Origin of the sequence: Rhodococcus sp. 05-2255-1e, from assembly GCF_002259025.1 — a bacterium.
Taxonomy (GTDB): domain Bacteria; phylum Actinomycetota; class Actinomycetes; order Mycobacteriales; family Mycobacteriaceae; genus Rhodococcoides; species Rhodococcoides fascians.
Window position 1 is genome coordinate 18,028 of record NZ_NOZE01000033.1, and the last position, 23,323, is coordinate 41,350.

The 23,323-nt window shown below is 64.2% G+C and carries 22 protein-coding genes; 9 read left to right on the forward strand and 13 right to left on the reverse strand.

The genetic code is table 11. The features are described 5' to 3' along the window. Positions 1-12: 12 nt before the first annotated feature. The 6 genes from CH262_RS19070 to CH262_RS19095 are packed head-to-tail and all read right to left on the reverse strand — an operon-like array spanning position 13 to position 6,257. Positions 13-753, reverse strand: coding sequence for a sulfite exporter TauE/SafE family protein (locus tag CH262_RS19070; protein WP_080731235.1), 741 nt, complete (start codon positions 751-753; stop codon positions 13-15). After that, positions 750-1,745, reverse strand: coding sequence for an ABC transporter ATP-binding protein (locus tag CH262_RS19075; protein ID WP_032374767.1), 996 nt, complete (start codon positions 1,743-1,745; stop codon positions 750-752). Before CH262_RS19075 ends, CH262_RS19070 begins: the two co-directional genes overlap by 4 nt. Further along, entirely contained in the window at positions 1,738-2,757 is a 1,020-nt protein-coding gene (locus CH262_RS19080; protein ID WP_094718177.1) for an ABC transporter ATP-binding protein, read from the reverse strand. The genes CH262_RS19075 and CH262_RS19080 overlap by 8 nt, the downstream gene beginning before the upstream one ends. After that, positions 2,754-3,740 carry an ABC transporter permease gene (locus CH262_RS19085; protein WP_032400489.1) on the reverse strand — a complete coding sequence of 329 codons (987 nt, stop codon included), beginning with the start codon at positions 3,738-3,740 and terminating at the stop codon, positions 2,754-2,756. Before CH262_RS19085 ends, CH262_RS19080 begins: the two co-directional genes overlap by 4 nt. Before the next feature lie 8 nt (positions 3,741-3,748). Then, on the reverse strand, positions 3,749-4,678 hold the full coding sequence (locus CH262_RS19090; RefSeq protein WP_027495305.1) for an ABC transporter permease: 930 nt from the start codon (positions 4,676-4,678) through the stop codon (positions 3,749-3,751). 1 nt (position 4,679) lies between these two features. Next, positions 4,680-6,257, reverse strand: coding sequence for an ABC transporter substrate-binding protein (locus CH262_RS19095; protein ID WP_094718178.1), 1,578 nt, complete (start codon positions 6,255-6,257; stop codon positions 4,680-4,682). Between the two features lie 343 nt (positions 6,258-6,600). Between CH262_RS19095 and CH262_RS19100 the strand changes: the two genes are divergently transcribed. The 3 genes from CH262_RS19100 (at position 6,601) to CH262_RS27725 (ending at position 8,380) form a co-directional block, all read left to right on the forward strand. Beyond that, entirely contained in the window at positions 6,601-7,593 is a 993-nt protein-coding gene (locus CH262_RS19100) for a 2-hydroxyacid dehydrogenase (protein WP_256988875.1), read from the forward strand. Then, on the forward strand, positions 7,590-7,985 hold the full coding sequence (locus CH262_RS19105; RefSeq protein ID WP_027495308.1) for a universal stress protein: 396 nt from the start codon (positions 7,590-7,592) through the stop codon (positions 7,983-7,985). The genes CH262_RS19100 and CH262_RS19105 overlap by 4 nt, the downstream gene beginning before the upstream one ends. Before the next feature lie 227 nt (positions 7,986-8,212). Next, entirely contained in the window at positions 8,213-8,380 is a 168-nt protein-coding gene (locus CH262_RS27725) for a hypothetical protein (RefSeq protein WP_156158493.1), read from the forward strand. 140 nt (positions 8,381-8,520) lie between these two features. Here the strand turns inward: CH262_RS27725 and CH262_RS19115 are convergent, their stop codons facing one another. Beyond that, positions 8,521-9,414 carry a LysR substrate-binding domain-containing protein gene (locus tag CH262_RS19115; RefSeq protein ID WP_094718180.1) on the reverse strand — a complete coding sequence of 298 codons (894 nt, stop codon included), beginning with the start codon at positions 9,412-9,414 and terminating at the stop codon, positions 8,521-8,523. A 173-nt stretch (positions 9,415-9,587) separates the two neighbouring features. Between CH262_RS19115 and CH262_RS19120 the strand changes: the two genes are divergently transcribed. Together CH262_RS19120 and CH262_RS19125 are read left to right on the forward strand one after the other, a co-directional pair. Next, entirely contained in the window at positions 9,588-11,096 is a 1,509-nt protein-coding gene (locus tag CH262_RS19120; protein ID WP_027495310.1) for a SulP family inorganic anion transporter, read from the forward strand. Between the two features lie 34 nt (positions 11,097-11,130). Continuing rightward, a complete protein-coding gene (locus CH262_RS19125) occupies positions 11,131-11,535 on the forward strand; it encodes a MerR family transcriptional regulator (RefSeq protein WP_032367131.1) in 405 nt (134 codons plus the stop codon). 11 nt (positions 11,536-11,546) lie between these two features. Here CH262_RS19125 and CH262_RS19130 read toward each other — a convergent pair whose 3' ends face one another. The 6 genes from CH262_RS19130 to CH262_RS19155 all read right to left on the reverse strand — a co-directional run bounded on the left by CH262_RS19130 (position 11,547) and on the right by CH262_RS19155 (position 18,309). Beyond that, positions 11,547-13,256: a ribonuclease J gene (locus CH262_RS19130; protein ID WP_045841016.1), complete on the reverse strand. Its 1,710-nt coding sequence runs from the start codon at positions 13,254-13,256 to the stop codon at positions 11,547-11,549. A 172-nt stretch (positions 13,257-13,428) separates the two neighbouring features. Next, positions 13,429-14,529 (reverse strand): glycerate kinase, encoded by a 1,101-nt coding sequence (locus tag CH262_RS19135; RefSeq protein WP_032387569.1) that lies wholly within the window; start codon positions 14,527-14,529, stop codon positions 13,429-13,431. Continuing rightward, on the reverse strand, positions 14,526-15,050 hold the full coding sequence (locus CH262_RS19140; RefSeq protein WP_094718181.1) for a gamma carbonic anhydrase family protein: 525 nt from the start codon (positions 15,048-15,050) through the stop codon (positions 14,526-14,528). The genes CH262_RS19135 and CH262_RS19140 overlap by 4 nt, the downstream gene beginning before the upstream one ends. A 6-nt stretch (positions 15,051-15,056) precedes the next feature. Next, complete coding sequence (locus tag CH262_RS19145) at positions 15,057-15,983, reverse strand: 3-keto-5-aminohexanoate cleavage protein (protein WP_032387571.1); 927 nt, start codon at positions 15,981-15,983, stop codon at positions 15,057-15,059. A 24-nt stretch (positions 15,984-16,007) separates the two neighbouring features. Then, positions 16,008-17,030, reverse strand: coding sequence for a ketopantoate reductase family protein (locus CH262_RS19150; protein ID WP_094695748.1), 1,023 nt, complete (start codon positions 17,028-17,030; stop codon positions 16,008-16,010). Positions 17,031-17,187: 157 nt separating this feature from the next. Further along, a complete protein-coding gene (locus tag CH262_RS19155; RefSeq protein WP_256988876.1) occupies positions 17,188-18,309 on the reverse strand; it encodes a LacI family DNA-binding transcriptional regulator in 1,122 nt (373 codons plus the stop codon). A gap of 326 nt (positions 18,310-18,635) precedes the next feature. On the opposite strand from CH262_RS19155, the gene CH262_RS19160 reads away from it, so the two are divergent. From CH262_RS19160 to CH262_RS19175, 4 genes are read left to right on the forward strand one after another with little or no spacing between them, the layout of a single operon-like run. Then, positions 18,636-19,763, forward strand: a complete 1,128-nt coding sequence (locus tag CH262_RS19160; protein ID WP_179275048.1) for an ABC transporter substrate-binding protein — start codon at positions 18,636-18,638, stop codon at positions 19,761-19,763. Continuing rightward, positions 19,763-21,256, forward strand: coding sequence for a sugar ABC transporter ATP-binding protein (locus CH262_RS19165; RefSeq protein WP_094718184.1), 1,494 nt, complete (start codon positions 19,763-19,765; stop codon positions 21,254-21,256). The genes CH262_RS19160 and CH262_RS19165 overlap by 1 nt, the downstream gene beginning before the upstream one ends. Continuing rightward, complete coding sequence (locus tag CH262_RS19170) at positions 21,253-22,326, forward strand: ABC transporter permease (RefSeq protein ID WP_094718185.1); 1,074 nt, start codon at positions 21,253-21,255, stop codon at positions 22,324-22,326. The genes CH262_RS19165 and CH262_RS19170 overlap by 4 nt, the downstream gene beginning before the upstream one ends. Beyond that, positions 22,323-23,318 carry an ABC transporter permease gene (locus tag CH262_RS19175; protein WP_052057384.1) on the forward strand — a complete coding sequence of 332 codons (996 nt, stop codon included), beginning with the start codon at positions 22,323-22,325 and terminating at the stop codon, positions 23,316-23,318. The genes CH262_RS19170 and CH262_RS19175 overlap by 4 nt, the downstream gene beginning before the upstream one ends. Positions 23,319-23,323: the final 5 nt, after the last annotated feature.

Below are 23,323 nucleotides of genomic sequence, written 5' to 3' on the forward strand. Positions count from 1 at the left end.
GTGACGCTTCACTCACGTCAGGGCCAGTACTTGCTGGACGACGAGCACGATCGCGCCCACGGCCGAGACGGCGATTGCCGTGATACGTAGGCGTCGCCGATCGAGAACTCGGTTGATCACCCGAGAGAGCAGGAACCCCAGAACTGTCGCTGGGGCCAGGAACGCGAACAGCGTGGCGGTGTGGCTGTTCACCGCTCCGGCCACCGTCAACACCGCGATGGAAATGATCGAGCCGACGAGGAAGAAGCAACTCATGGTGCTGCGGAGTTCGGCTCCGGAGTTGCCTTGCCACACCAGAGCCATCGGTGGTCCGCCGATGGAGGTGGCGGTTCCCAGAACTCCGGACGCGGCCCCGGCGACGACGAGATTACGTCTGTGCGGCAACGGAACCCAGCCGAACGACGTCAGCGCGACGCCGCCCAGGACCACGAGTGCCAACAGTATCGCCAGTCCGCGTTCGGGCAACAGGACCAGTAGGAGCGCGCCCACCACCGAGCCGGGGAGTCGTCCGGCGAGTGCCCATCCGGCTCCCGAGAGATCGAGAGCCGTCCGGTCGCGTACCAGTACGAGCACGCTGACCACGACCGCGAGCATGATCAGCGTTCCCGGTACGAGTCCGGGGTCGACGATGGCCACGATGGGGGCGGCCAGCATGCCCATGCCGAAGCCGATCGACGCCTGCATCGCGGATGCGAAGAAGATCGCGAGGGCGACGACGACGAAGCCGGTGACACTCAGGTGCGTGAGTGTCATGTTCCGGCGGCGACGAGACCGAGATTCCCTGCCACGAGCGGATAATGGCATTCGGCAACATGATCGGCCTCGTCGGCGTCGTGTGCGACGGGTGGTGCGTCGCTCGTGCACAGGTCGGTCGCCTTCCAGCAGCGAGTACGGAAACGGCACCCCGACGGCGGATTCAGTGGCGACGGCACCTCGCCTTTCAGCAGAATCTTGTCCCCGCGGCTCGACGCGTCGAGTGTGGGTGCAGCAGACATCAACGCTGCGGTGTAGGGGTGCGCGGGCCGATCGAACACTGCCTCGGTGGCTCCGGATTCGACGATGCGGCCCAGGTACATCACCGCGACTCGGTCGGCGACGTGCCGAACGACCGAGAGATCGTGCGAGATGAAGACATAGGAGATGCCGAGTTGCTTCTGCAGATCGTTGAGCAGGTTGAGCACCTGGGCCTGGACCGAGAGATCGAGAGCCGACACCGGCTCGTCGCAGATGATGACGTCGGGGTTCAGTGCCAGAGCGCGCGCGATGCCGAGGCGCTGGCGCTGCCCGCCGGAGAACTCCTGTGGGAACCGGTTCTCGTCGCTCGGCCGCAAGCCCACCAGATGCAGCAGCTCACGCACCCGCGCGGAGCGGTCACGTCGAGTCTTGTACAGGCTCTTGTGGGTTCGCCAGGGTTCACCGATGATGTCCCCGGCCGTCATGCGTGAGTTCAGTGAACCGTACGGATCCTGGAACACCATCTGTACGCGGCGGCGCCAGGCGAGGAGTTCCTTGCCGCGCAGAGCGAAGGGATCGATGCCGTCGAAGGCGACGGTGCCCGAGTCCGGGCGTTCGAGCATCATCAGCGTGCGCGCGAGAGTGGACTTGCCGCAGCCGGATTCACCCACCAGGCCGAGGGTCTCGCCGCGCCGCAGGTCGAGGTCGATGGAGTCCAGAGCGCGTAGCTTCCCGCGCCCGACGTCGAAGGTCTTGTTCAGGCCACGAACGGTCAACAGTTGCTCAGACATTGCGCGATACCTCGTTCGGGAAGTGGCAGGCCGACAGGCGGCCGGTGCCGACGGATTCGAGCGGAGGGCGAGTGCTGATGCAGATCTCGCGGGCGATCGGGCAGCGGGCCTGGTAGACGCATCCGCTGGGAATGGAATGCAGATCCGGCGGGGTGCCGCCGATCGACTTCAGATCCTCACCTCGCACGGCGTGGACGGGTACCGAGTCCAACAAGCCCTTGGTGTAGGGGTGGCGCGGCGATCCGAACACCTCCGAAACCAACCCGGTTTCGACGACGTTGCCCGCGTACATGATTGCCACTCGATCGGCCTCTTCGGCCACCAGAGCGAGATCGTGGGTAATGAGTACGACGGCCATGTCGTGCTCGGTGCGCAATTCCTTGAGCAGTGCCATGATCTGCGCCTGCACTGTCACGTCGAGCGCGGTGGTCGGTTCGTCGGCCAACAACACAGACGGGCTCAGGGCCACGGCCATCGCGATCAACAGACGCTGGCGCATGCCACCGGAGAACTGGTGCGGGTAGGAGTCGGCTCGCGACTCCGGTTCCGGGATACCGACCCGGGTCATCAGCGCGATGGCTTCGGCTCGGGCCTGTTTGGCCGACATGCCCCGGTGGATCCGAAACGGCTCGGCCAGTTGAGTTCCCACGGTGTAGACGGGATTGAGTGCCGTCAGCGCATCCTGGAAGACGATGGCGAGTTCGGTGGCCGCGATGGTGCGTCGCACCTTGGTCTTGGCGGTCACCAGGTCCACCTCACCCATCTCGACCGAGCCACTGGTGATGTCGGCGATCGGCTCGAGCAACCCGACGATGGCCTGTGCCGTCATCGACTTGCCACAGCCCGATTCACCGAGCAGAGCGAGGGTTTCACCGCGGCGCGCGCTGAAGGTGACGTTGTCGACGGCGCGAATGACACCCGACGGCGTCCGCAGGTCGACGGTGAGTCCGCGTACGTCCAGGGCGACGCTGCCGGTGTCCGGTCGCTGTGGTGCAGTTGCCGGTGCGCTCATGAGACGACCTTTCGTACGGGGAGCAGGCGGGACCGCTTGGAGCGGGGGACGTTGAGTCGCCAGCGCTGCGCCGGGTCGGTGGCGATGCGCGCCCAGGCGGCGAGCACGGTGGCCGAGACGGTCGTCAGCACTATGGCCAGGCCGGGGAAGAACGAGAGCCACCATGCAGTCTGCAAGTAGGTGCGGCCCTGCGAGACCATCAGGCCCCACGAGACGTCCGGCGGCTGAATGCCGATGCCCAGAAAGCTCAGTGACGACTCGGCGAGAATGACGAAGCAGAAGTCCAGGGTCGCAACGGTGAGCAAGGTCGGCAGCAGAATCGGCGCCACATGGCGTCTGATCACCGATCCGCTCTTCGCGCCGAACGTGCGGGCGGCATCCACGAACAAGCGACTCTGCAATTCGGCGGACTCGGCGCGGGCGGTACGCAGGTAGATCGGGATACGCGTGACCGTCAGGACCAGAACGATGTTCGCGGCGCTGGGCGAGAAGACGTAGAGCACGACGACGGCCATCAGCAGCGACGGGAAGCTGAGAATGACGTCGGCGACGCGCATCGCCGCGGTCTCGCGCCAACCGCGATGGAAGCCGGCCCACATTCCGATGAACGAGCCGATGATCGCCGAGAGGATCACTGCTGGAATGGCCACCGAGAGTGTGGTTCTGCTGGCGACGATCAGCCGTGCCAACATGCTGCGTCCCAGTGGATCGGTGCCGAGGATGTTCATCCAGCCGGTGTCGAGGGTGAACGGAGGCAGGTTCGAGCGGTCGAGATCTTGGTCGGTGGCGGCGTCACCGACCAGCATCGGGCCGAAGATCGCGGTGAGGAAGACCAGCACCAGGATCGCGGCGGCGACGGTGGCGACCCTGTCCCGCAGTAGTAGCTTCCACAGCGGGGCCGACGCCTTGCGGGCTTCCACCGGAGCCGTCGGTGGAACATCCTCGGGCTCGGATGTTTTCGGTGCTTCGAAGTCGAGTGACATGTTCTTACCTAGACCTTCACCTTGTCGCGAACCCGGGCGTCGAGCAGTGCATAGCAGGCATCGATGACGATGTTGAGGACGAAGATGGACACTGCCGTCAACAACACGGCTGCCTGCAGAACGGCGAAGTCGCGCTGCAGGATGGCGTCGATCATCAGTTTTCCGATACCCGGCCAGCCGAAGATGGCTTCGACGACCACCGCGCCGTTGACGAGTCCGACCATCAGGTCGCCGGCCACGGTCAGCGCCGGTGCCGCGGCGTTGCGCAGAGCGTGGTGGGTGACAACTCGAAGGTCGCCCGCCCCTTTGCTTCTCGCCAATCGAACGTACGGTGCCGACAGTGCCGAGACCATCGCGCCACGGACGACCTGAGTCAGGACGCCGAGCGGTCGAATGAGCAGCGTGGCGATCGGCAACACCCACGAGAGCATTCCACTGTCCACCCCGGAGGTGGGCAGCCAACCGAACAGGATGGCGAAGACGTAGACGCCCATGATGGCGAACCAGAAGTCGGGAATGGACGCCGCCGTCATCGACAGCAGGCTCGAGATGCGATCGGCGAGCGAGTTCGGCCGGTATGCGGCCCAGCAGCCGATGATCACCGCACCGAGGATGGCGAGGAACATCGTTGCGAACGCCAGCTGCAGCGTTGCGGGGAAGGCGCGCAGGGCCATTGCCGACGCGTCCTCGCCGGTGCGCAGTGACTGCCCGAAGTCGAGTTGTACGACACCCTTGAAGTAGTCCAGTAGCTGCGTCAGTACCGGCTGATCGAAGCCGTTGGTGGCGCGAAACGCCTCTCGCTGCGCCTGGGTGGCCGACTCGGGCAGGTACAGGCTGGTGGGGTCGCCGGTGAGACGAGCGAGGAAGAACACGCCCAGCAGGACGACGAACAGTGGGATCAGGCTCGTGTAGATCCGTCGGCGCAGAAATCTGAACATGTCAGGGCCTCTCGGTATCGGCGCGCGTCATCGCGGCCAGGTGCATTTCGTCGACCGTGGCCGAGTCCGGCGTGTAGTCGACCGAGGCGGCCTTGGCGAGCACCCCGTTCATATGTGCGATGTAGGCCATCTGCATGATGTCCTTCGGTTCGTCCGCGAACACCTGGGCGTACGCGGCCTGCCTGTCTTCTCCGGTGAGTGCGCCGGCGGCGGCGATCTCCTTGTCGAAGTCCGCTGTCCCGTATGCACTCTGGAATCCGTCGCTGGTGAAGTACTGATCGACGGTGAATGCGGAGTCGCCGGCCTGGTTGCCGTGCTGAATCACCAGTAGATACGGCCCGACGTTCGGGAACGGACGTTCCTGGTATTCGGCCGTACCTGCGGCGTCCATCATTTCGATCTTGACATTCATGCCGATCTTGGACAGCGAGTTCTGAATGACCTCCACCGTTTCGTTGATCTTCGGGAACTGACCGGTGCGTCCGATGAGACGGATCTCGGTGTCCACCGGAACCCCGTCGGCACGGGCCTGCTCGATCAACGTCCTGGCCTCGTCCATGTCGTAGGGCCAGGGAGTCAGGTCCTCGTTGTATCCCACGACGCCCTCGGAAATGAGCTGTGCTGCAGGTGAACCGAGTCCGCGGAACAACGCCTTGACGATGCCGTCGCGATTGATGGCGTAGTTGATCGCCTGCCGAACCCGCATGTCGTCCAGTGGCGGTTGCGCGGCCTGCATGCGCAGTGCCGTGGTCTCGTTGTTGGGATAGGCCACGCCGAGGTCGCCTGCACCGTCCTCCGGTCCGACCGACGTGGCGATCTCGGCCTCGCCGTTGGTCACCATCGACGCGCGGACACTGCCTTCACTGCGCCATTGGTATTCGGCCCTGGCGTATTCGGGCTTCGGGCCCCAGTAGGTCTCGTTGCGTACCAGGGAGAGCTTCTGGCCGTAGTCCCACCGCTCGATCGCGAACGGGCCGGTGCCGATCGGTTCGCGTACCCGCTCGGTGTAGCTCGCAGTGCGCGGAACCATTTCCACGAACGAGAGCCGCAGCGGCAGAATGGGATCGGGCTCGGGTGTCTGCACCGTCAGCGTCAACGGGTCGACGGCTTTCACCACCAGGTCGGCGTCGCCGAAGACGTATCCCTCGACGTTGCATCCCAGTTCGGAGTTGACGGTGCGGTCGATGGAGAACGCTGCATCCTCGGCTTCGAAGGGGCTGCCGTCGCTGAACGTCACGCCGGGGTGAATGGCGAACGTCCACTCGGTGTCCGAGGTCTGCTCCCACGAGTCCGCCAACTTCGGTTCGAGATCACCCGTACTCGGATTGCGCTCCATCAGCGGCTCGGTGATGTTCGAGCGCGTGACCACTCCGACCGACGTCAGGGATACGTCGCAGGCTTCGAGGGTGGGCGGTTCCTGAGGCAGAACGATGCGCAGGGTGTCTGCGCGGGCTGCGGTTCCGTTGCTCGAGTTCGCGACGGTGCAGCCGCTTGCGATCAATGAAAGTGATAGTGCGCCAACAGCAATAGCGGCGACGCGATGGGTCCGTCCCTGCTGCACGGAGAGTGCAGGGCTCATGGTGGCCTCCAGTGGGAAAAGGGATACGCGTCATCGAGCCGCATTCGGATCTGTGACGGTAGACACACGGTAGGAGTGGGTGATCTCCACCGTCAACCGGACGAAAGCGACGTTTCGGCCCGTTATCCACGTCACAATCGTGCTGGATCAGTGCGGATGCTCGCAGTTCAGCGCCTCTGAGCAGGTCGAACGTCCAAACGGGTTAGGTCTACCTGCATGCTGAGGGTCATGTTCATGCCGTTTGGGTATCGGTCCATGTTATTTGCGTGTTGGACAGGTATCCGAGAAGCGGCATACCGTACAGGAAACGCGCACGCTCCACCACATCGCGAGGAGAACAACGGTGACCACCGGTCAACAGGAAAAGTCTGTGTTGCAACAGGATTCACGCCGAGGGGGCCGCGTGCTCCGAGTCGGGCCGCTGAAGCCGTCCCTGATGGACACTCTGGTTGCCGACTACGACGCGCTGACCTTGCCCGACGGGGACGAGCGTGAGCAGTTCCTGGCCGAACACGGCCCGTCGATCACCGCCGTCGTCACCTCCGGCCGAACTGGTGTCGACGCAGCGCTGATGGAGCGGTTGCCGCAGCTCGGAGCCGTCGTGAACTTCGGCGTCGGCTACGACACCACCGATGTCGACGCGGCCACCGAGCGTGGCATCGGGGTCAGCAACACCCCGGATGTGCTCACCGACTGCGTCGCGGATCTCGCTGTCGGCCTGGTGATCGACACCGTGCGTGGGCTCTCGTCCGCGGAGCGATTCGTACGGGCCGGCCGCTGGCCGGCCGAGGGCAACACTCCACTGACCCGCCAGGTCACCGGCAAACGAGTCGGGATCATCGGGCTCGGCCGGATCGGATCTGCAATCGCGGACCGGCTCACCGCATTCCGATGCCCCATCTCGTACCACAACCGGAACGAGATCGACGGTTCACCGTATGTGTACGCGGCCAGTCCTGTAGCGCTCGCCGAGAGCGTCGACGTACTGATCGTCGCCGCTTCGGGCGGCTCGGGAACGGCCCATCTGGTCGATCGCGCGGTGCTCGACGCGCTGGGGCCGCAGGGCTATCTGATCAACGTGGCCCGCGGAAGCGTCGTCGACGAGGAGGCGCTGATCGAACTGCTCGCCTCCGGGCAGCTCGCCGGTGCGGGTCTGGACGTGTTCGCCCACGAACCGAACGTGCCCGACTCTCTGCTCGCGATGGACAACGTGGTGCTGTTGCCGCACGTGGGCAGCGCAACGGTGGAGACTCGCGCCGCCATGGAAGCACTGACACTGGAGAACCTCGATCGATTCCTGGCCGACGGCTCCCTCGTCACGCCGGTGACGAAGTGACCGTCGTCGTCGGCTACTCGCCGACCACCGAAGGAAAAGGCGCGCTGCCCTTCGCATTTCGCGAGGCCCAGATGCGCGGAACGGATCTGCTCATCGTAGCCGAGGACAACAGCGCGGCAGACGCCGACTTCGCTGCCACCGTCGAATCGGCTCGCGAGGAGGCGTCGGCGGTCGGTGTCACGACGAAAATTCACGACAACGAGGCCGGCCGCTCGCACGCCGACAACCTGATCGACCTGTCGTTCGACGAGCAGGCTCAGCTGGTCGTCATCGGCATCCGACGTCGATCGCCCGTCGGAAAGTTGTTCATGGGCAGCATCTCTCAGCGCGTACTGCTCGAGGCGCACTGCCCGGTGACGGCCGTCAAGCCGCCGGTGGGGACGCCGCGATAGTTCGGTTGCGTGTGCGGCGGTTCGGGTGCCGAGTCGCCGGACGATGCCGGTGAGCAGGTTGACGTTGCGAAGCGCAGCCCAGAAACTCATCGGCAGGAAACTCCCGGTGGGTATGCGCTGATTCATCGCTCCAAAGCGATCGCCGACATCGGCCTCGACAGCAACGACCTAGCGGAAACCGACGACAACAGCGACAATGGGGCTACAACACACCGCGAGGAGCGCCCATGACCACCACCGAACCGCGCCGGGCCTGGACCCCCGAGCAGCGCCGGAAGGTACGCGCGGCAGCCGCAGGAGCGTCCATCAAACTCCGCGAGTACGACAACAAGCCGGTCCCGCAATGGCTCCGCGACGTCGCCGCTGGCAAAGACGCCAATCCGCCCAAAGACTGAGCACCCACGAACCCGACAAGGCCCGCTCCCAACCAGGTGCGGGCCTTCGTTGGCTTTCGAGGCGCGCCGTATTCACACGAGCACTCGACCGAGACCGGCTTCGGGCACTGTCGAACCACGGCTCGATCAGCAGGAAAAAATCACGACCACTCACGCGTCGGCAGCACGTCGGTCATGAAGCGGTGCAGTGCCGGGTTGTCGTTGTCCACGCGCCATGCCGCGTCGAGTTCGACGGGGCGTTCCTTTACGGTCCGAACCGGTCGGAACACAACGCCTTCCGGCCGCATGGTCGACGCCGACTCGGGTACCAGGGCCAGTCCGATTCCCGAGCGAACGAGCACCAGCATCGTGTGTACCTGGGTCACGTACTGCACGTAGCGCGGCGAGACCCCGACGATGGTGAAGGTGCTGATCAGCAGTTCGTAAAAGTACCGCGCGTCGACGGGCGAGTACATGATGATCGGCTGCTCGTCGAAGTCCTCTACCGACAGCTCGTCCTTCGCGGCCAGCGGGTGTTCTTCGGGCATCGCCGCGATCAACGACTCGTGCAGCACCGGCCGGGACGCGATGCCCGGTCGCTTGAGCGGGGGTCTGGCCAACCCGAGATCCAGATCGCCGATGGCCAGAGACTCCATCTGTACCGCCGAGACCATCTCGCGTAGAACGATTTTCACGTCCGGCAGCTTCTCGCGCGCAGCGTCGAGCAGCTGCCGGAGCACCGCATGCGCCGATGCCCCGGTGAATCCCACGATTACGGTCCCCAAGTCTCCGGTGGGAACGCGTCGCACCGTCAGCAGTGCGCCCTCGGCGAGGTCGAGGATGCGTCGGGCCTCGGGTAGGAAGGCCAATCCCGCGGCCGTCAGGGTCACCGACCGGCTCGTGCGGTCGATCAGCTGCACGCCGACTTCGCTCTCGAGTTGTTGGATCTGCCTGCTGAGCGGCGGCTGCGTCATGTGCAAACGTTCGGCGGCGCGGCCGAAGTGCAATTCCTCGGCGACGGCGATGAAACAGGACAGCCTGTTGAGCGAGAACATCGATTCATTCCTTGCATCGCGCTGGGAGTTCCGGCGTGCCTTTTCGTATAAATCTAGCGCACGTCATCCACGCCTCGATGATTGGTAACCTTCCCTCCGGTAAGAGTAGAGTTGCTCGCGGAGTGGACGCCCATCCCGGTTGTCGTCCCTCGTAACCATCGAACGGAGTCGTCGTGTCTCGAGCTGCCCAGGTGCCCGGCACCGCCGTCGAAGACGTCTCGGTGCTGGGTGCGTTGCGCTCACCGAGGCGACTTAAGACCGAGGTTCTTGCCGGGCTGGTGGTGGCGCTGGCGTTGATCCCGGAAGCCATTTCGTTCTCGATCATCGCCGGTGTCGATCCCCGCGTCGGCCTGTTCGCGTCGTTCACGATGGCCGTCACCATCTCCATCGTCGGGGGTCGACCGGCGATGATCTCCGCGGCCACCGGAGCGATCGCCCTGGTGGTCGCCCCCTTGGCTCGCGAGTACGGCCTCGACTACCTCATTGCCGCGGTCATCCTCGGGGGAGTGCTGCAGATCGTGTTGAGCGTCCTCGGTGTCGCCAAGTTGATGCGATTCATCCCGCGCAGTGTCATGGTCGGATTCGTCAACGCCCTGGCTATCCTGATCTTCACCTCACAGGTGCCGTACCTGATCGGGGTGCCGTGGTTGGTCTACCCGATGGTCGCCGTCGGACTGCTCATCATGTTCTTCCTGCCGAAGCTCACCACTGTCGTGCCGGCACCTCTGATCGCCATCGTGATCCTCACCGCCGTCACGCTCGTCTTCGCGCTGGCCGTCCCGGACGTGGGCGACGAGGGCGAGCTGCCGTCCTCGCTGCCGTCGTTCCTGATCCCGGACGTGCCGTTCACGTTCGACACCCTGTCGATCATCGCGCCGTTCGCTCTGGCCATTGCCCTGGTCGGTCTGCTCGAATCACTGATGACGGCCAAGCTCGTCGACGACATCACCGACTCGCACTCCAACAAGACTCGTGAGGGCTGGGGTCAAGGCGTGGCGAATCTGGTCACCGGATTCACCGGCGGTATGGGCGGCTGCGCGATGATCGGCCAGACCATGATCAACGTGAAGGTCTCCGGTGCCCGCACCCGTATCTCGACGTTCCTCGCCGGCACCTTCCTGCTGATCCTGGTGGTCGGTCTCGGCGACATCGTCGCGCTCATTCCGATGGCCGCATTGGTCGCCGTGATGATCATGGTGTCGGTCGGCACCTTCGACTGGCACAGCATTCACCCGAAGACGTTGCGCCGCATGCCCAAGAGCGAAACTCTCGTCATGGTGGCCACCGTCGCTGTCACCGTGGTCACCCACAACCTCGCGTACGGCGTCGTCGTCGGAGTGATCACCGCGATGGTCTTGTTCGCCAGGCGGGTTGCACACCTGACCGAGGTTGTCGACGTCGCACATCCCGACGACGACACCCGCGTCTACGCCGTCAAGGGCGAGTTGTTCTTCGCGTCGAGCAACGATCTGATCTACCAGTTCGACTACGTCGGAGATCCGAAGAACGTCGTCATCGACATGTCCGAGTCGCACATCTGGGACGCGTCGACCGTTGCGACCCTCGACGCCATCACCACCAAGTACGCCGCCAAGGGCAAGACGGTGGAGATCGTGGGCCTGAACGCGCCGTCGACCGAGCGGCACGATCGTCTCAGTGGAAACCTGGGTGCTGAGCACTGACTAGGGTGGTTGGTCGGGCGAAGAGAGGCGGCACATGACAGACGACGGCGTACACATGCAGATCGGGCAGGTAGCTCAGCGAACCGAGCTGTCGATTCGCACGGTTCGTCACTACGACGATGTCGGTCTGGTCACGCCCTCTGCTCGGACCGTCGGCGGCTTCCGGCTCTATACCGAGTCCGACGTCGAACGCCTGCTCGTGATTCGCCGGATGAAGCCACTCGACTTCACGTTGGCCGAAATGAAACAGCTACTGGAATCCCTCGACGTTCTCGGCGACGAGAACGCGACCGACGACGCGAGGTCGTCGGCCGCGGCCTTCGTTCGTGATTGCCACACCAAGGCCGAGGAAAGCTGCCGCACGTTGCGGCGGCAGCTCGCCTACGCAGAGGAGCTGACCGAGGTGCTGTCCACCCGTGGTGCGGCAGCTCAGATCTGACCGGACCGGCTTTAGCCGTCCACGACCACCGGGACGATGAGGGGCTGGCGGCCCAGGGTCTGCTTGGCCCAGCGGGCCGATTCCTGCACGATGCGCTTCTCGATGTTCTCGCGGGAGGCAACCTTGACGTCGCTCTCGCGTGTGAGGGTCTTGCCGATCGCCTTGGCCAACGAGTCGAAAGCGTTTGCCTCATGGGCGAATCCGCGTCCGATGAAGTCGACGTCGTCGACCAGCAGCCCGGTGTCGGGATCGACGATGGCGATGACGGTCAGCACGCCCTCGTTCGCGAGGAGGCGACGCTCGGCCAGTGAATCCTCCGTCACGCCACCGACGGCACTGCCGTCGACGTAGATCAGTTCGATGGGGACGGAGCCGGTGATCTGCGCGACGCCGTCGTACAGGTCGATGACGCTTCCGTTCTCGGCGATGATCACGCGATCGCGAGGAACACCGGTCCTGATGGCGAGATCGGCATTGGCGCGCAGGTGCCGCGACTCACCGTGTACGGGAAGCACATTGGCGGGTTCGAGGATGTTGTAGCAGTAGACGAGCTCGCCGGCGCTGGCGTGACCGGAGACGTGCACCTTCGCATTGCCCTTGTGCACCACGCGTGCACCCTTGTCGACGAGGCCGTTGATGACGCGGTAGATCGCGTTCTCGTTGCCGGGGATCAGGCTGCTCGCCATCAGCACGGTGTCGCCGTCGCCGACCTTGATCTGATGCTCACCCGACGCCATCCGCGACAGCGCCGCGAGGGGCTCGCCCTGCGATCCGGTGCAGATCAGCGTGATCTTGTTGGCCGGGAGCCGGTTGAGCTTCGGGAGGTCCACGACGAGGCCGTCGGGAACGTCGAGGTAGCTCAGGTCGGTCGCAATCTTCATGTTGCGCACCATCGATCGGCCGACGAACGCAACCTTGCGGCCCTGTGCGTGTGCGGCGTCGAGTACCTGTTGAATGCGGTGCACGTGACTGGCGAAGCTCGACACGATCACGCGTCCCGTAGTTTCGCGGAACACCTTCTCGATGGCCGGGACCAGGTCGCGTTCGGAGACCATGAACCCGGGCACTTCGGCGTTGGTGGAGTCGACGAGGAGTAGATCGAGCCCCTCCTCGCCGAGGCGTGCGAAGCTCCGGAGGTCGGTGATCCGACCGTCCAGCGGGAACTGGTCCATCTTGAAGTCACCGGTGTGCAGCACCAGCCCGGCGTCGGTACGAATGGCGATGGCCAGGCCGTCGGGAATCGAGTGGTTGACGGCGATGAACTCGAGCTCGAACGGTCCTTCCTGCCGGGTTTGCCCCGCCTCGACCTCGATCAGCGTCGTCGAGACCTTGAATTCCTCGAACTTGGCAGCCAGGAAATGCAGCGTCAGCCGCGACGAGATGACGGGAATGTCGCCACGCTCGCGCAGCAGATACGGGACGCCGCCGATGTGGTCCTCGTGCCCGTGCGTCAGAACGATGGCGACGACGTCGTCGAGGCGATCCCGGATGCAACTCCAGTCGGGGAGGATGACGTCGACGCCGGGCTGATGCTCCTCGGGAAACAGCACGCCGCAGTCGACGATGAGCAGCTTTCCGTCGAATTCGAAGACGGTCATGTTCCGGCCGATCTCGCCGAGACCGCCCGTCGCGATCACGCGAAGGTGCCCTGCCGACAGCGCTGAGGAGGATCGCTTTCGAGGTGCGGCGGGGGATCTGCGTTGGCGTGGTGATCTAGACATGACCTCAACGCTACGGGGGACTGCCGACCTGGCGTTCACCCCGGTCCGTAGATTCGAGCATCTGCCCGTAGTGGACAGGATGTCCAACCTCGTCGCGGGAGTCGTCGAGTCGCCGGGACGCGTCTGCAATGGACACGATGGTGCAGGTGAGGCCGCCACCGCCGTTGTCTGTTCACGTCCTGGGCCGAGTTTCGGCGTACCGGTCGCCGATGGTCGTGCCCACGATCTGCAACAGCCGCGATGCGTCGCGCATGGCTAGGTCGACGTCCGGTTCGAGAGAAGTCAGCGTATGAACGTCGGAAACGCCTGCTGCGTGGGCTGCACCGTCGCTGATCTCGCTTCTGCCCACCGCGGCAACGACTGCGATCCCGTGTTCGCGGGCGGCCCTGGCAACTCCGATGGGCCCCTTTCCGTGCAGGCTCTGTGCATCGAGCGAACCCTCGCCGACGACGACCAACTGTGCGTCGGCGAGCAGGTCGTTGAAGCCGGTGAATTCGAGCATGAATTCGATGCCGGGAACGAGTCGCGCACCGAGAACGCTCGCGAGTCCGAATGCGAGTCCGCCCGCTGCACCTGCACCTGGCATGGTGCGCAGGTCACGGCCGGTCGCCACGTTCACGTGATCGGCCCAGTGCCGCAATCTCGCTTCGAGGGCGTCGACCTGAAGGGCTGTGGCCCCTTTCTGCGGCCCGTAGATCGCAGCTGCGCCGGTGGGGCCGGTCAATGGATTGTCCACATCGCAGACCACCACGAGATCGATGGAGGAGAGCCGAGAGTCGACGCCGGTCAATCTCGCCCCGGAGCGGTCGATCCGTGCTCCGAGTGCCGTCACCGCGCCCATGCCGCCGTCGGTGCAGGCGCTGCCACCGACCCCGATCACGATGCGGTGCGCGCCGCGTTCGAGGGCATCGGCGATCAACTCGCCGACTCCGAAGGTCGTGGCGTGCATGGCGGACTCCGGGGAGGGGCCACCCGGTACGAGTGCCAGGCCGGCTGCGGCGGCCATCTCCATGACGGCACAACCGCCGAGGTATGCATAGTCTGCCCGGACGGACGGACCGGTCGGCCCCGTCACCGAACACGACACACGTTGCCACCCTCGGGCGAGCATCATCTGGACTGTTCCTTCACCGCCGTCGGCGATGGGAAACTCCACGACGTCGGCCGACGGGATCGAGGTGCGAATGCCGCGAGCCAACGCACCGGCCGCCTGCCCGGCCGTCAGAGATCCTTTGAACTTGTCCGGTGCCACAACGATTTTCGGTCCTGTCACGACGGCGTGCCGGAAATCGATCCATGTCGGGCCCCCAGAGCGACGTAGCGCTCGGCGTTCGCGACGACGCCGCGGCGCTCGTCCTCGGTCGTGTCCCGACGCACTGTGCCCGGTAGTCCGGCAACCATGGAGTTGGGTGGTACGACGCTCCCTTCCAACACGAGCGTGCCCGCAGCGATCATCGAGCCGCGGCCGATGTGTGCGCCGTTGAGGATCAGCGCACCCATCCCGATCAGCACGTCGTCTTCCACCGTGCAGCCATGGAGCACGGCGCGGTGTCCGACGGACACGTTCGCTCCGATCGTCACTGGATAGCCGGGGTCCGAATGCACCACGCATCCGTCCTGGATGTTGCTTCCGGTCGAGATCGTGATGGAGTCACCGTCACCTCTGACGACCGAGCCGTACCAGACACTTGCACGAGGTCCGATGGTCACATTCCCGACGACCACTGCCGAAGAAGCGACCCATGCGCTCGAAGCGACCGATGGGCGTGAATCTTCCGATATCAGAACAGTCATGGACGATCAGAATCCGACGTGTTCGTTGCCCTTGAGGCCCAGCCGGGTTCGCGCCTCGGCCGGACTTGCAGGGGAGCGGTCGAACAGGGCCGCGAGCTCTACTGCTTTGGTGACGAGGTCGGCATTGGACTTGGCAACCTCGGTTCGCCGCACCCGTAGGTTATCTTCGATTCCGACTCGGATGTTGCCGCCGAGCATGAGAGAGAGTGCAGCGAGGTTGAATTCGTTGGGGTAGCCCACGCCGGCTGCGGACCAGGTGAACGAATCCTGGCCGAACAGTCGTTCCGCAGTACGGAGCATGTGGATCAGTTGGTCCGGCTCACCGCCGTTTGCTCCCAGCACACCGAGGACGAATTGGATGTTGAACGGCGCCTCGAGATGCCCGTCCTTGATGAGCTGTTTGAGATTGAACAGCTGACCGACGTCGTAGACCTCGATTTCCGGCCGAGTGTTCGAGTCCTTCATCAGCGCTGCCATGTACTCCATGTCGGCAAAGGTGTTCTTGAAGATGTAGTCCCGGGTGCCTTCCAGATAGTCGCGCTCCCAGTCCGCGAACGGGAGGTCTCGCGCCGCGACGGGGAAGATGCCGAAGTTGAAACTACCGGCGTTGAACGTCCCCATTTCCGGACGAAATTTCAGGACCGACCCACGTTCTTCGATGGTCATACCGCGTCCGCCACCGGTAGTCGGTTGGAGTACGGCGTCGGTTTCCTTCTTCAATTCGGTCAGCAGTCGATCGAACAGTTCCAGGTCCGCGACCGGCTTGCCGGTCGCTTCCTCACGGACGTGCAGATGCAGAATCGAGGCACCTGCCTCGGCTGCTCGAACTCCTTCGCGCACAATCTGATCCACGGTCACGGGTATTGCGGGGCTCTGTGCGGGCACGGTCATGCCGCCGGTCAGGGCGCAGGTGATGATTACTTTGTCGTCCATGATGTTCTCCTCGGTCGTATTCGGTCAGGATGTCGAGTTGTAGGTGCCGGCGAGCTCGGCCAGTGTGGATCGATCGGGTCTGCGTTCCCCTCGTTCGCAGGCGTGCACGATCTGGACGATGAGGTTGTTCAACGGGGCCTGTGCGCAGACGTGTCGGGCAGAGGTGGTGACGCCACCGTTGATGACGTCGACTTCGGTCAGCGCACCGCGTTCGAGATCTTGGAGCATCGATGCCTTGGTCGGCCCCAGTTTCGACATCAGGTCTTCCAACGCCGCGTCGGCTGCCGGCCGATCGGCGTCGTCACGAACGACGAGAGCTGTCGGTGACACTCCAGCGACTTCGTCGAGTTCGATCCCTAGAGCGTGCGAGACGTCGAATCCTTCGGCCCACAGTCGAAATGCGACGTTGCGTCCGTTCGGATCCGACGCGATCTCGGCGTAGGTGAGCCCACTGACCGCTCCCAGACCGGAAAAAGTGCTGTTGAGCAACAGCTTTGCCCATACTTGCCCGAGTATGTTGTCGACCACGCGGACCTCGGCTGCGTCCGCCATGAGCGCCGCCAGTGTTTCGGTGCGGGGCGAGGTCGATCCATCCTTCTCCCCGATGACGAACGGTGCCACTGTCGTCTGCGCGACGTGTCCGACGCCGAGATTGGTAGCGCCCCATTCGACGACCCCGATCAAGAACCTGTCGCTTCCGACGAGTCGTTCGACGGTGTCCTGGACGAGCCCGTTGCCGAACGACACGTACGTGTCGACCAGGTTCCGTTCGACGAGGGGGGCCAAGGCGGTGTCGATGTAGAGCGCCTTGAGGAAGACCAGGGCGAAATCGAACGTTCCGGTGAGCTCCGAAACATTGGATACCGCATCGATTTTCACGAGGGACTCGTGTCCGAGTTCGTCGAACCGCAGTCCGGGATCACGCATCGCCGACGCGTGTGCGGCGTTGGCATCGAGGACTGTGACGTGGTGGCCGGCACGGGCCAAGTGTGCGGCGGTCACACCTCCGATCGCGCCTGCACCGACGATCAGGATTCTGATGCTCATGGGTATGCCTCTTCGTTGGGTTCGGTGGCGGATGTCGAAGGATGCGGACCGATGCCGCCCTGGGGCCGATGAAGGATGTGAGCGTTCTCGGGCATGGGGTTACCACCGTTCGGGACTGTGCTGTGGTGTCAGTGAGAGATGTTGTGGGCGAAAGGTTTCAGGGGTGAGATGTGGAGGTCGTCGGTGCAGTGATCGCAGCGTTCGTTCTGACGCAGCCGCAGGTGGTTCCGATGCGCATTTCGTGTGCGCGCAGGACAGCTTGAAACGATCCGCCTACGCCGTCGATGCGTCGCACCAGAAGTTCGAGTGCCTGCTCGGCGAGTTCTCGGCGCGGCTGGCGGACGGTGGTGAGCTCGACGAGAGAGGATGCTCCGGGAAACAGGCCGTCGAATCCGGTGACTGCGACATCGTGTGGGACGCGAATGTTGTTCGTACGCAGCGCACTGAGAGCTCCCAGTGCGATCACGTCGCTTCCGCATACCAGCGCTCTGGGCAGTACTTTGCCGGCGAGCAGTTTCTGCACGGCCTGCGCTCCGCCTGCTTCACTGAGGTAGGTGGTGATGCCGGAGCTGCTGGAGCCGCGAAGACCGCGTCGGTCGGTGACGCTGCGGAATCCGGCCTCGCGGGCGGCGGACGCGCTCGAGGTGCGTGGTCCGGTGATGGTCACGATATCGGTGTAACCGTGGCCGACGACATGCTCCATCATCTCTGTCGCAGCGGTGAAGTCGTCGATACCGACGAAGTCTCCGGCGATGCTGTCGATGCGACGCGAGAGCTGTACGAAGGGGATGTGCGCGCTGCGTAGAGACCGGATCACATCGCCGTCGTCCGGATGCAGAACCGTGAGCACTACTCCGTCGACCTGGCGGGCGATCATGGCTTCGGTGATGCTGCGCAGAGTGTCCGGATCCTCTTGGGTATGGGAGACGAAGACTTCGTAGCCCTTGGCGCGTGCTGCATCGATGGCCCCGGCCGCAATTTCGGCATAGAAGGGATTTGCGATGTCGGTCAGCACCAATCCGATGACGCGAGTGCGTTGGGCTCGTAGTTGAGCGGCTCGCACGCTCGACGTGTGACCCAGGCGCTGCGCGACGTCGAGAACGTGTGAGCGGGTCTCGTCCGACACCCCTCCACGCCCGTTCATGACGTACGACACGGTCGCGCCCGAGACACCAGCAGCTCGGGCCACCTGTGCGGCCGAGACGCGAGGTCGGATGGTCGAGGTGGCTGCGACACCATCGGTGCCCTCGGTGGTGTGGTTTCCTTCGTTCGGCTGCACTGTCTCGACCTCCTTCCCTCTCTCGTGGCGGAATCCGAGGTTAAGTGTGACCTGAATCATTAAGCAACGTTAAGCGCGATGGAGCTCGGATCTGCCGGTAAGTGTGCGAGTCAGCCGCGTCGTACCAGCTCGAGTGGCTGTCGAATTCGGTCCGAACAGACGTTGTGCCTGCGATACGTGATCTCCTGTGCATCGAACTGGGTCAAGTGGTCGATCTCACAACTTAACGTTGCTTAATTTTCGTGCAGGTTCCTACAGTTCCCTCGGTCGACCCAAGCACCGGCACCATGGCCGGGAAATCGTCGGCGATCACTGGAAGGACGAAGATGGACATCGGTCCGGTTCTCTCTCGACGCGCTCTTCTGCGCGGCACCGCGGGTGCTGCCCTGATGGGCGTGCTGGCGAGCTGCTCCTCGGCTGCGGGTACTACGGTCGGCTCCAGCGGATTTCGCATCGGCTACGCGAACGGAGTCATCGGAAACTCGTGGCGCGGTCAGTTCGTCGCCAACATCGAGGACAAGGGTGCGCAGCTCCGACAGTCCGGGATTCTGTCGGAACTGCGCGTCGTCAACAGCGCAGCCGACATCACGCAGCAGATCAGTCAACTGAACAACTTCCTGAGCTCCGATCTGGACGCCGTGCTGATCGATCCGGTGTCGGCCGGTTCGGTCCAGGCCGTCATTCCGCGCTTGCAGGCCGCAGGCATGCTGGTCGTGGTATCCAACGATCCTGCTCCGACGCCGGACGCAGTCAACGTCATCGGTGACAACAGCACATGGTGGCGGATGCAGACTCAGTGGCTCGTCGAGCAGTTGGGCGGCCGCGGAAAAATCGTCATGGTCACCGGGGTGCCGGGTTCCACCGCAGACGTCCAACGCGTGAAGGCAGCTCGAGAGGTGCTTGCCGGCGCGCCGGGTATCGAGGTGATCGCATCGGTTCCTGGCTTCTGGGATCCAGCGAAGGCACGCACCGCGATGGCGAACGTCCTGGCAACCCAATCGCAGATAGATGGAGTGTTGATGCAGGACGTGATGGCGGAGGGCGTCATTCGAGCCTTCCAGTCATCCGGTCGCGATCTACCGAGAGTGATGACCGGCGATTACACCGCCGGGTTCTTGCGCTCGTGGGCTGCGTTGCCCGATCTGGTGTCCATCGGTGTGCCGTACTCGCCCACCAACGGTGCCGATTCGATCGAGTTCGCGGTTCGTCTGTTGCAGGGCAGAACAATTCGATCGAACATGCTCGCGCCGAACCCCGAGCGCGAGGATCTGCGCAATGCCGTGTTGCTCGCACCGTCGTTGGCCATCACGCGTGATGGGCAACCCGGCCCGTGGACGCCGGAGGGAACCGAAGTCATCAGCCTCGATGATGCACTGGCTCGGGTGGACGGCAAGCCGGACAACTACACGCTCGAAGCATCCATGCCCGTCGACCGCATCGAGGAGTTCTTCTGATGGCACTGCGTGTACAGAACATCACCAAGGACTACGGTCATGTCCGGGCACTCCAGGGCGCAGATCTCACGCTGCAACCGGGTGAGGTGCGAGCGCTTCTGGGCGGCAACGGATCCGGCAAGAGCACGCTCACCAAGGTGATCACCGGTGTCACCGCCGCGGACACCGGAACGATCGAGATCGACGGCGAGAAGGTCGATATATCGGGGCCCAGCACAGCCGCTCGGCTCGGCATCGCGGCTACCTATCAGGAAGTGTCGCTCGCCGGTGATCTCACCGTCGCCGAGAACCTGTGCGTCCGCCGCATGCCCACGCGACTGAAACTACTGTCCGCCCCGTCACGCGAGCGAGACGCCATGAGCTCGGCACTCGATCGCGTCGGCCTGTCGGCAGCTGTTCTCGGGTCCTACGTTCGCGATCTCGATCTCGAACAACGATCGTTGGTCGAACTGGCGCGAGTTCTCGCAGCCCGGCCGAAGTATGTGGTTCTCGACGAGCTCACCGCCTCGTTGCGCGCCGAGCGAGTCGATCTCGTGGGCGAGGTCATTGCAGATATCGCCGCAGGCGGCAGCGCAGTGCTGTTCGTCTCGCATCGACTCGAGGAGATCGAGCGTTTCTGCACCAGCGCGACAGTGCTCAGAAACGGTCGTGTCGTGCTCGACGGCTCACTCTCCGATCTGAGCATCGAGGACCTCGTTACGTCCATGACCGGTGAAGAGCAGGTCGCGGACGACCGTCGCCGTGTCGTTCGAGCCGCGGAGAAGGCCGGGGATCCGGTACTGGTGGCCGAGCAGGTACTCGTTGCCGGTGCAGCCGGGCCGATTTCGCTGACCCTGAAGGCAAAGACGGTGACAGGTATTGCAGGACTGAGCGGTCAGGGGCAAGGAGAATTGCTGCGAGCGCTCGCAGGCACCACAGCGGCAGAGGGCACGGTCACCGTCGACGGGCGAGTACTGCAACTGGGACAGGTGCGCGATTTCGTCTCCAGCGGAGTCGGATTCGTCTCGGGCGAGCGCGACCGGGAGATGTCGTTCGGCGTGCGGACCGTGGACGAGAATGCGCGGTCGGTCTCGCTGTCGCGCAGAATGCAGTTCGATGTCGGTGCGATGCTCGGACGCCTGCAACTCCCCTCGACACACCGCAGAGCCGCGATGGGGGGCCTGTCCGGTGGACAGCAGCAGAAGGTGATCCTCGGTCGCTGGTTGGGTTCGACCCCCTCGGTCCTCGTCGCCGACGATCCCACCCGCGGAATCGATATCGGGGCCCGCCGCGAGATTCACCGTTTGGTCCGGGAGATAGCCGATTCCGGGTCGGCGGTGCTGATGACGTCGAGCGACGACCACGAACTTGCCGAGGTGTGCGATCGCGTGATCGTCGTCTACCGCGGCGAACGAGTCGTCGAACTGTACGGAGCGGACGTCACGGAGCAGAAGATATCCGATGCATCGGTTCGCAGCGGACTGACCCACAGCGCCAGAAAGGCGGCACGATGACCACGCTCGATTCACCCCGGTCGCGACCGGCGGACGACACCTCGGACGGGTCGTCCACCCGTCTGCAGCAGGTGCGCCGGTGGCCGGGTCTTCCCGTCCTCGTTCTGTTCGTGGCCATGTTGCTCGTCTGTACGGTGCTACGACCGCAATTCGTCAGTGCACCATCACTTTCGGGGTTTCTGGCGATCTTTGCGCCATCGATCTGCCTGGCGATCGGGGTAGGTTTCGTGATGTCGGTCGGGAGCATCGACCTGTCCATCGGTCCACTGATGGGCATGGCGAACATCCTCACGGTGTTGCTCGGCTCGGTAGGCTTCTCGCTCTTCACGGCAGGTCCCAGCGGTGCGGCTGCCGCATGCTCGGAACCAGGATTGTGTTCCCAGGGTCTACCGTTCGCACTGGCAGCAACGATCGCGGTCGCGGTGACCGGGCTGTTCGGTTTGATCAACGGGCTCCTCGTGGCCTACGCCCGCCTTCAGCCGCTACTCGCCACGCTCGCAAGCGGATTCGTTGTCACGGGTATCGGTCTGTGGTTCTTCCCCAAACCCGGCGGAAGCGTCAGTTCGGCGGCGGTCGGTGCCTACGGCGCTCCCGCATTGCTGTCCTTGCCGCTGTTGGCTGTCGTCCTCGTCGTCACGGTGGCGGTAGTGGTGGCCAAGTCTCCGCTGGGCGTGCAGATGCGTGCTGTCGGAAGCGACCGTAGCCGTGCATATTCGGCCTTGATCGACGTGTCACGCACGACGGTTCTGGCTTTCACCACAGCTGGGGTGCTCGCAGGTGTTGCCGGCGTGCTGTTCACGCTGTCCGTTGCGTCCGCAGACCCCACCATCGGAGTCACGTTCACCCTCAACGCTGTTGCGGGAGCCGTGCTCGGCGGTGCGGCACTTCGAGGAGGCCTTCTCGACCCCGTCGGTCCGCTGTTGGGAGCCGCAGCTCTGGGCCTGGTCGGTGTTCTCATCGATGCGCTGAATGTCCCCACCTACTTCCAGCAACTTGCGTCGGGAGTGATCATCGTCGTTGCACTCGCGGCGACCACCCGCGCTGCCCGGGCCAGAAAGGCACGATCATGACCGTCACACCATCGACCGAGCGGATCGTTACGGGGCCAGGACTGCGGGCACGCATCCGGCGGGCCACCTGGATTCCCGCGGTCGCCACCGCAGTGATCCTGTTCGTCTTGGGTGGCGTGCTGTCACCGGGCTACGCGACGTGGCAGAACCTCAACGACATCTTGGCGGTCGCCGCCATTCTGGCGATCGCGGCCGCGGGGCAGACTCTGGTCATCATCGCCGGTGACTTCGGAATCGACCTGTCCATCGGTGCGGTGATGTCGTTGACGGCCGTGCTCGCATACATGGCCATGGCAGGTGGGCCGTCCATGATGCCGGTTGCACTGGTGGTCGTCGTCGTGGTCGGCGCCCTGTTCGGCCTCGTGAACGGAACGATCGTCACCGTGTTCCGACTGCCCGCGCTGGTCGTCACTCTCGGCACCCTCGTCATCGCCTCCGGCCTCACCTTCGCCATCGCCCAAGGAGGTACGCCCGCCGGATCGGTGCCCGCCGTGCTGTTGAACCTCTCGTCCGCCAGCATCGGTGGCATCAGACCGATCACGCTGATCGCCGTCGTCCTGGTAGGACTGTTGGCGGTCTTTCTCCACCGCAGCCGGTTCGGGCGTCAGCTGCTCCTCGTCGGTAGCAACCGCGAGGCGGCCCGGCTCAGCGGAATACCCGTCCAGCGCGTCGTGATCACTGCCTTCGTCGGGGCTGGTGTACTTGCCGGCGTCGCAGGCATTCTCCTGCTCGGCTACGCAGGGACGGCGAATCTCTCACTCGGTGCCGACTACCAAATTCTGACGATTTCGGCCGCCGTCATCGGCGGTGCAGCGCTGTCGGGCGGTGACGGCAACGTGATTCGCACGGCGGCAGGAGCTATCGCGCTACAGGTGCTGACCACTTTCCTGTTGACTGTGGGAGTGGGCAACGCGGTACGACAAATCGTGACCGGATTGATTCTGCTCGTGCTGTTGCTCGCCAATTCACGAACCCCGCGCCTGCGCGCATGACTGGG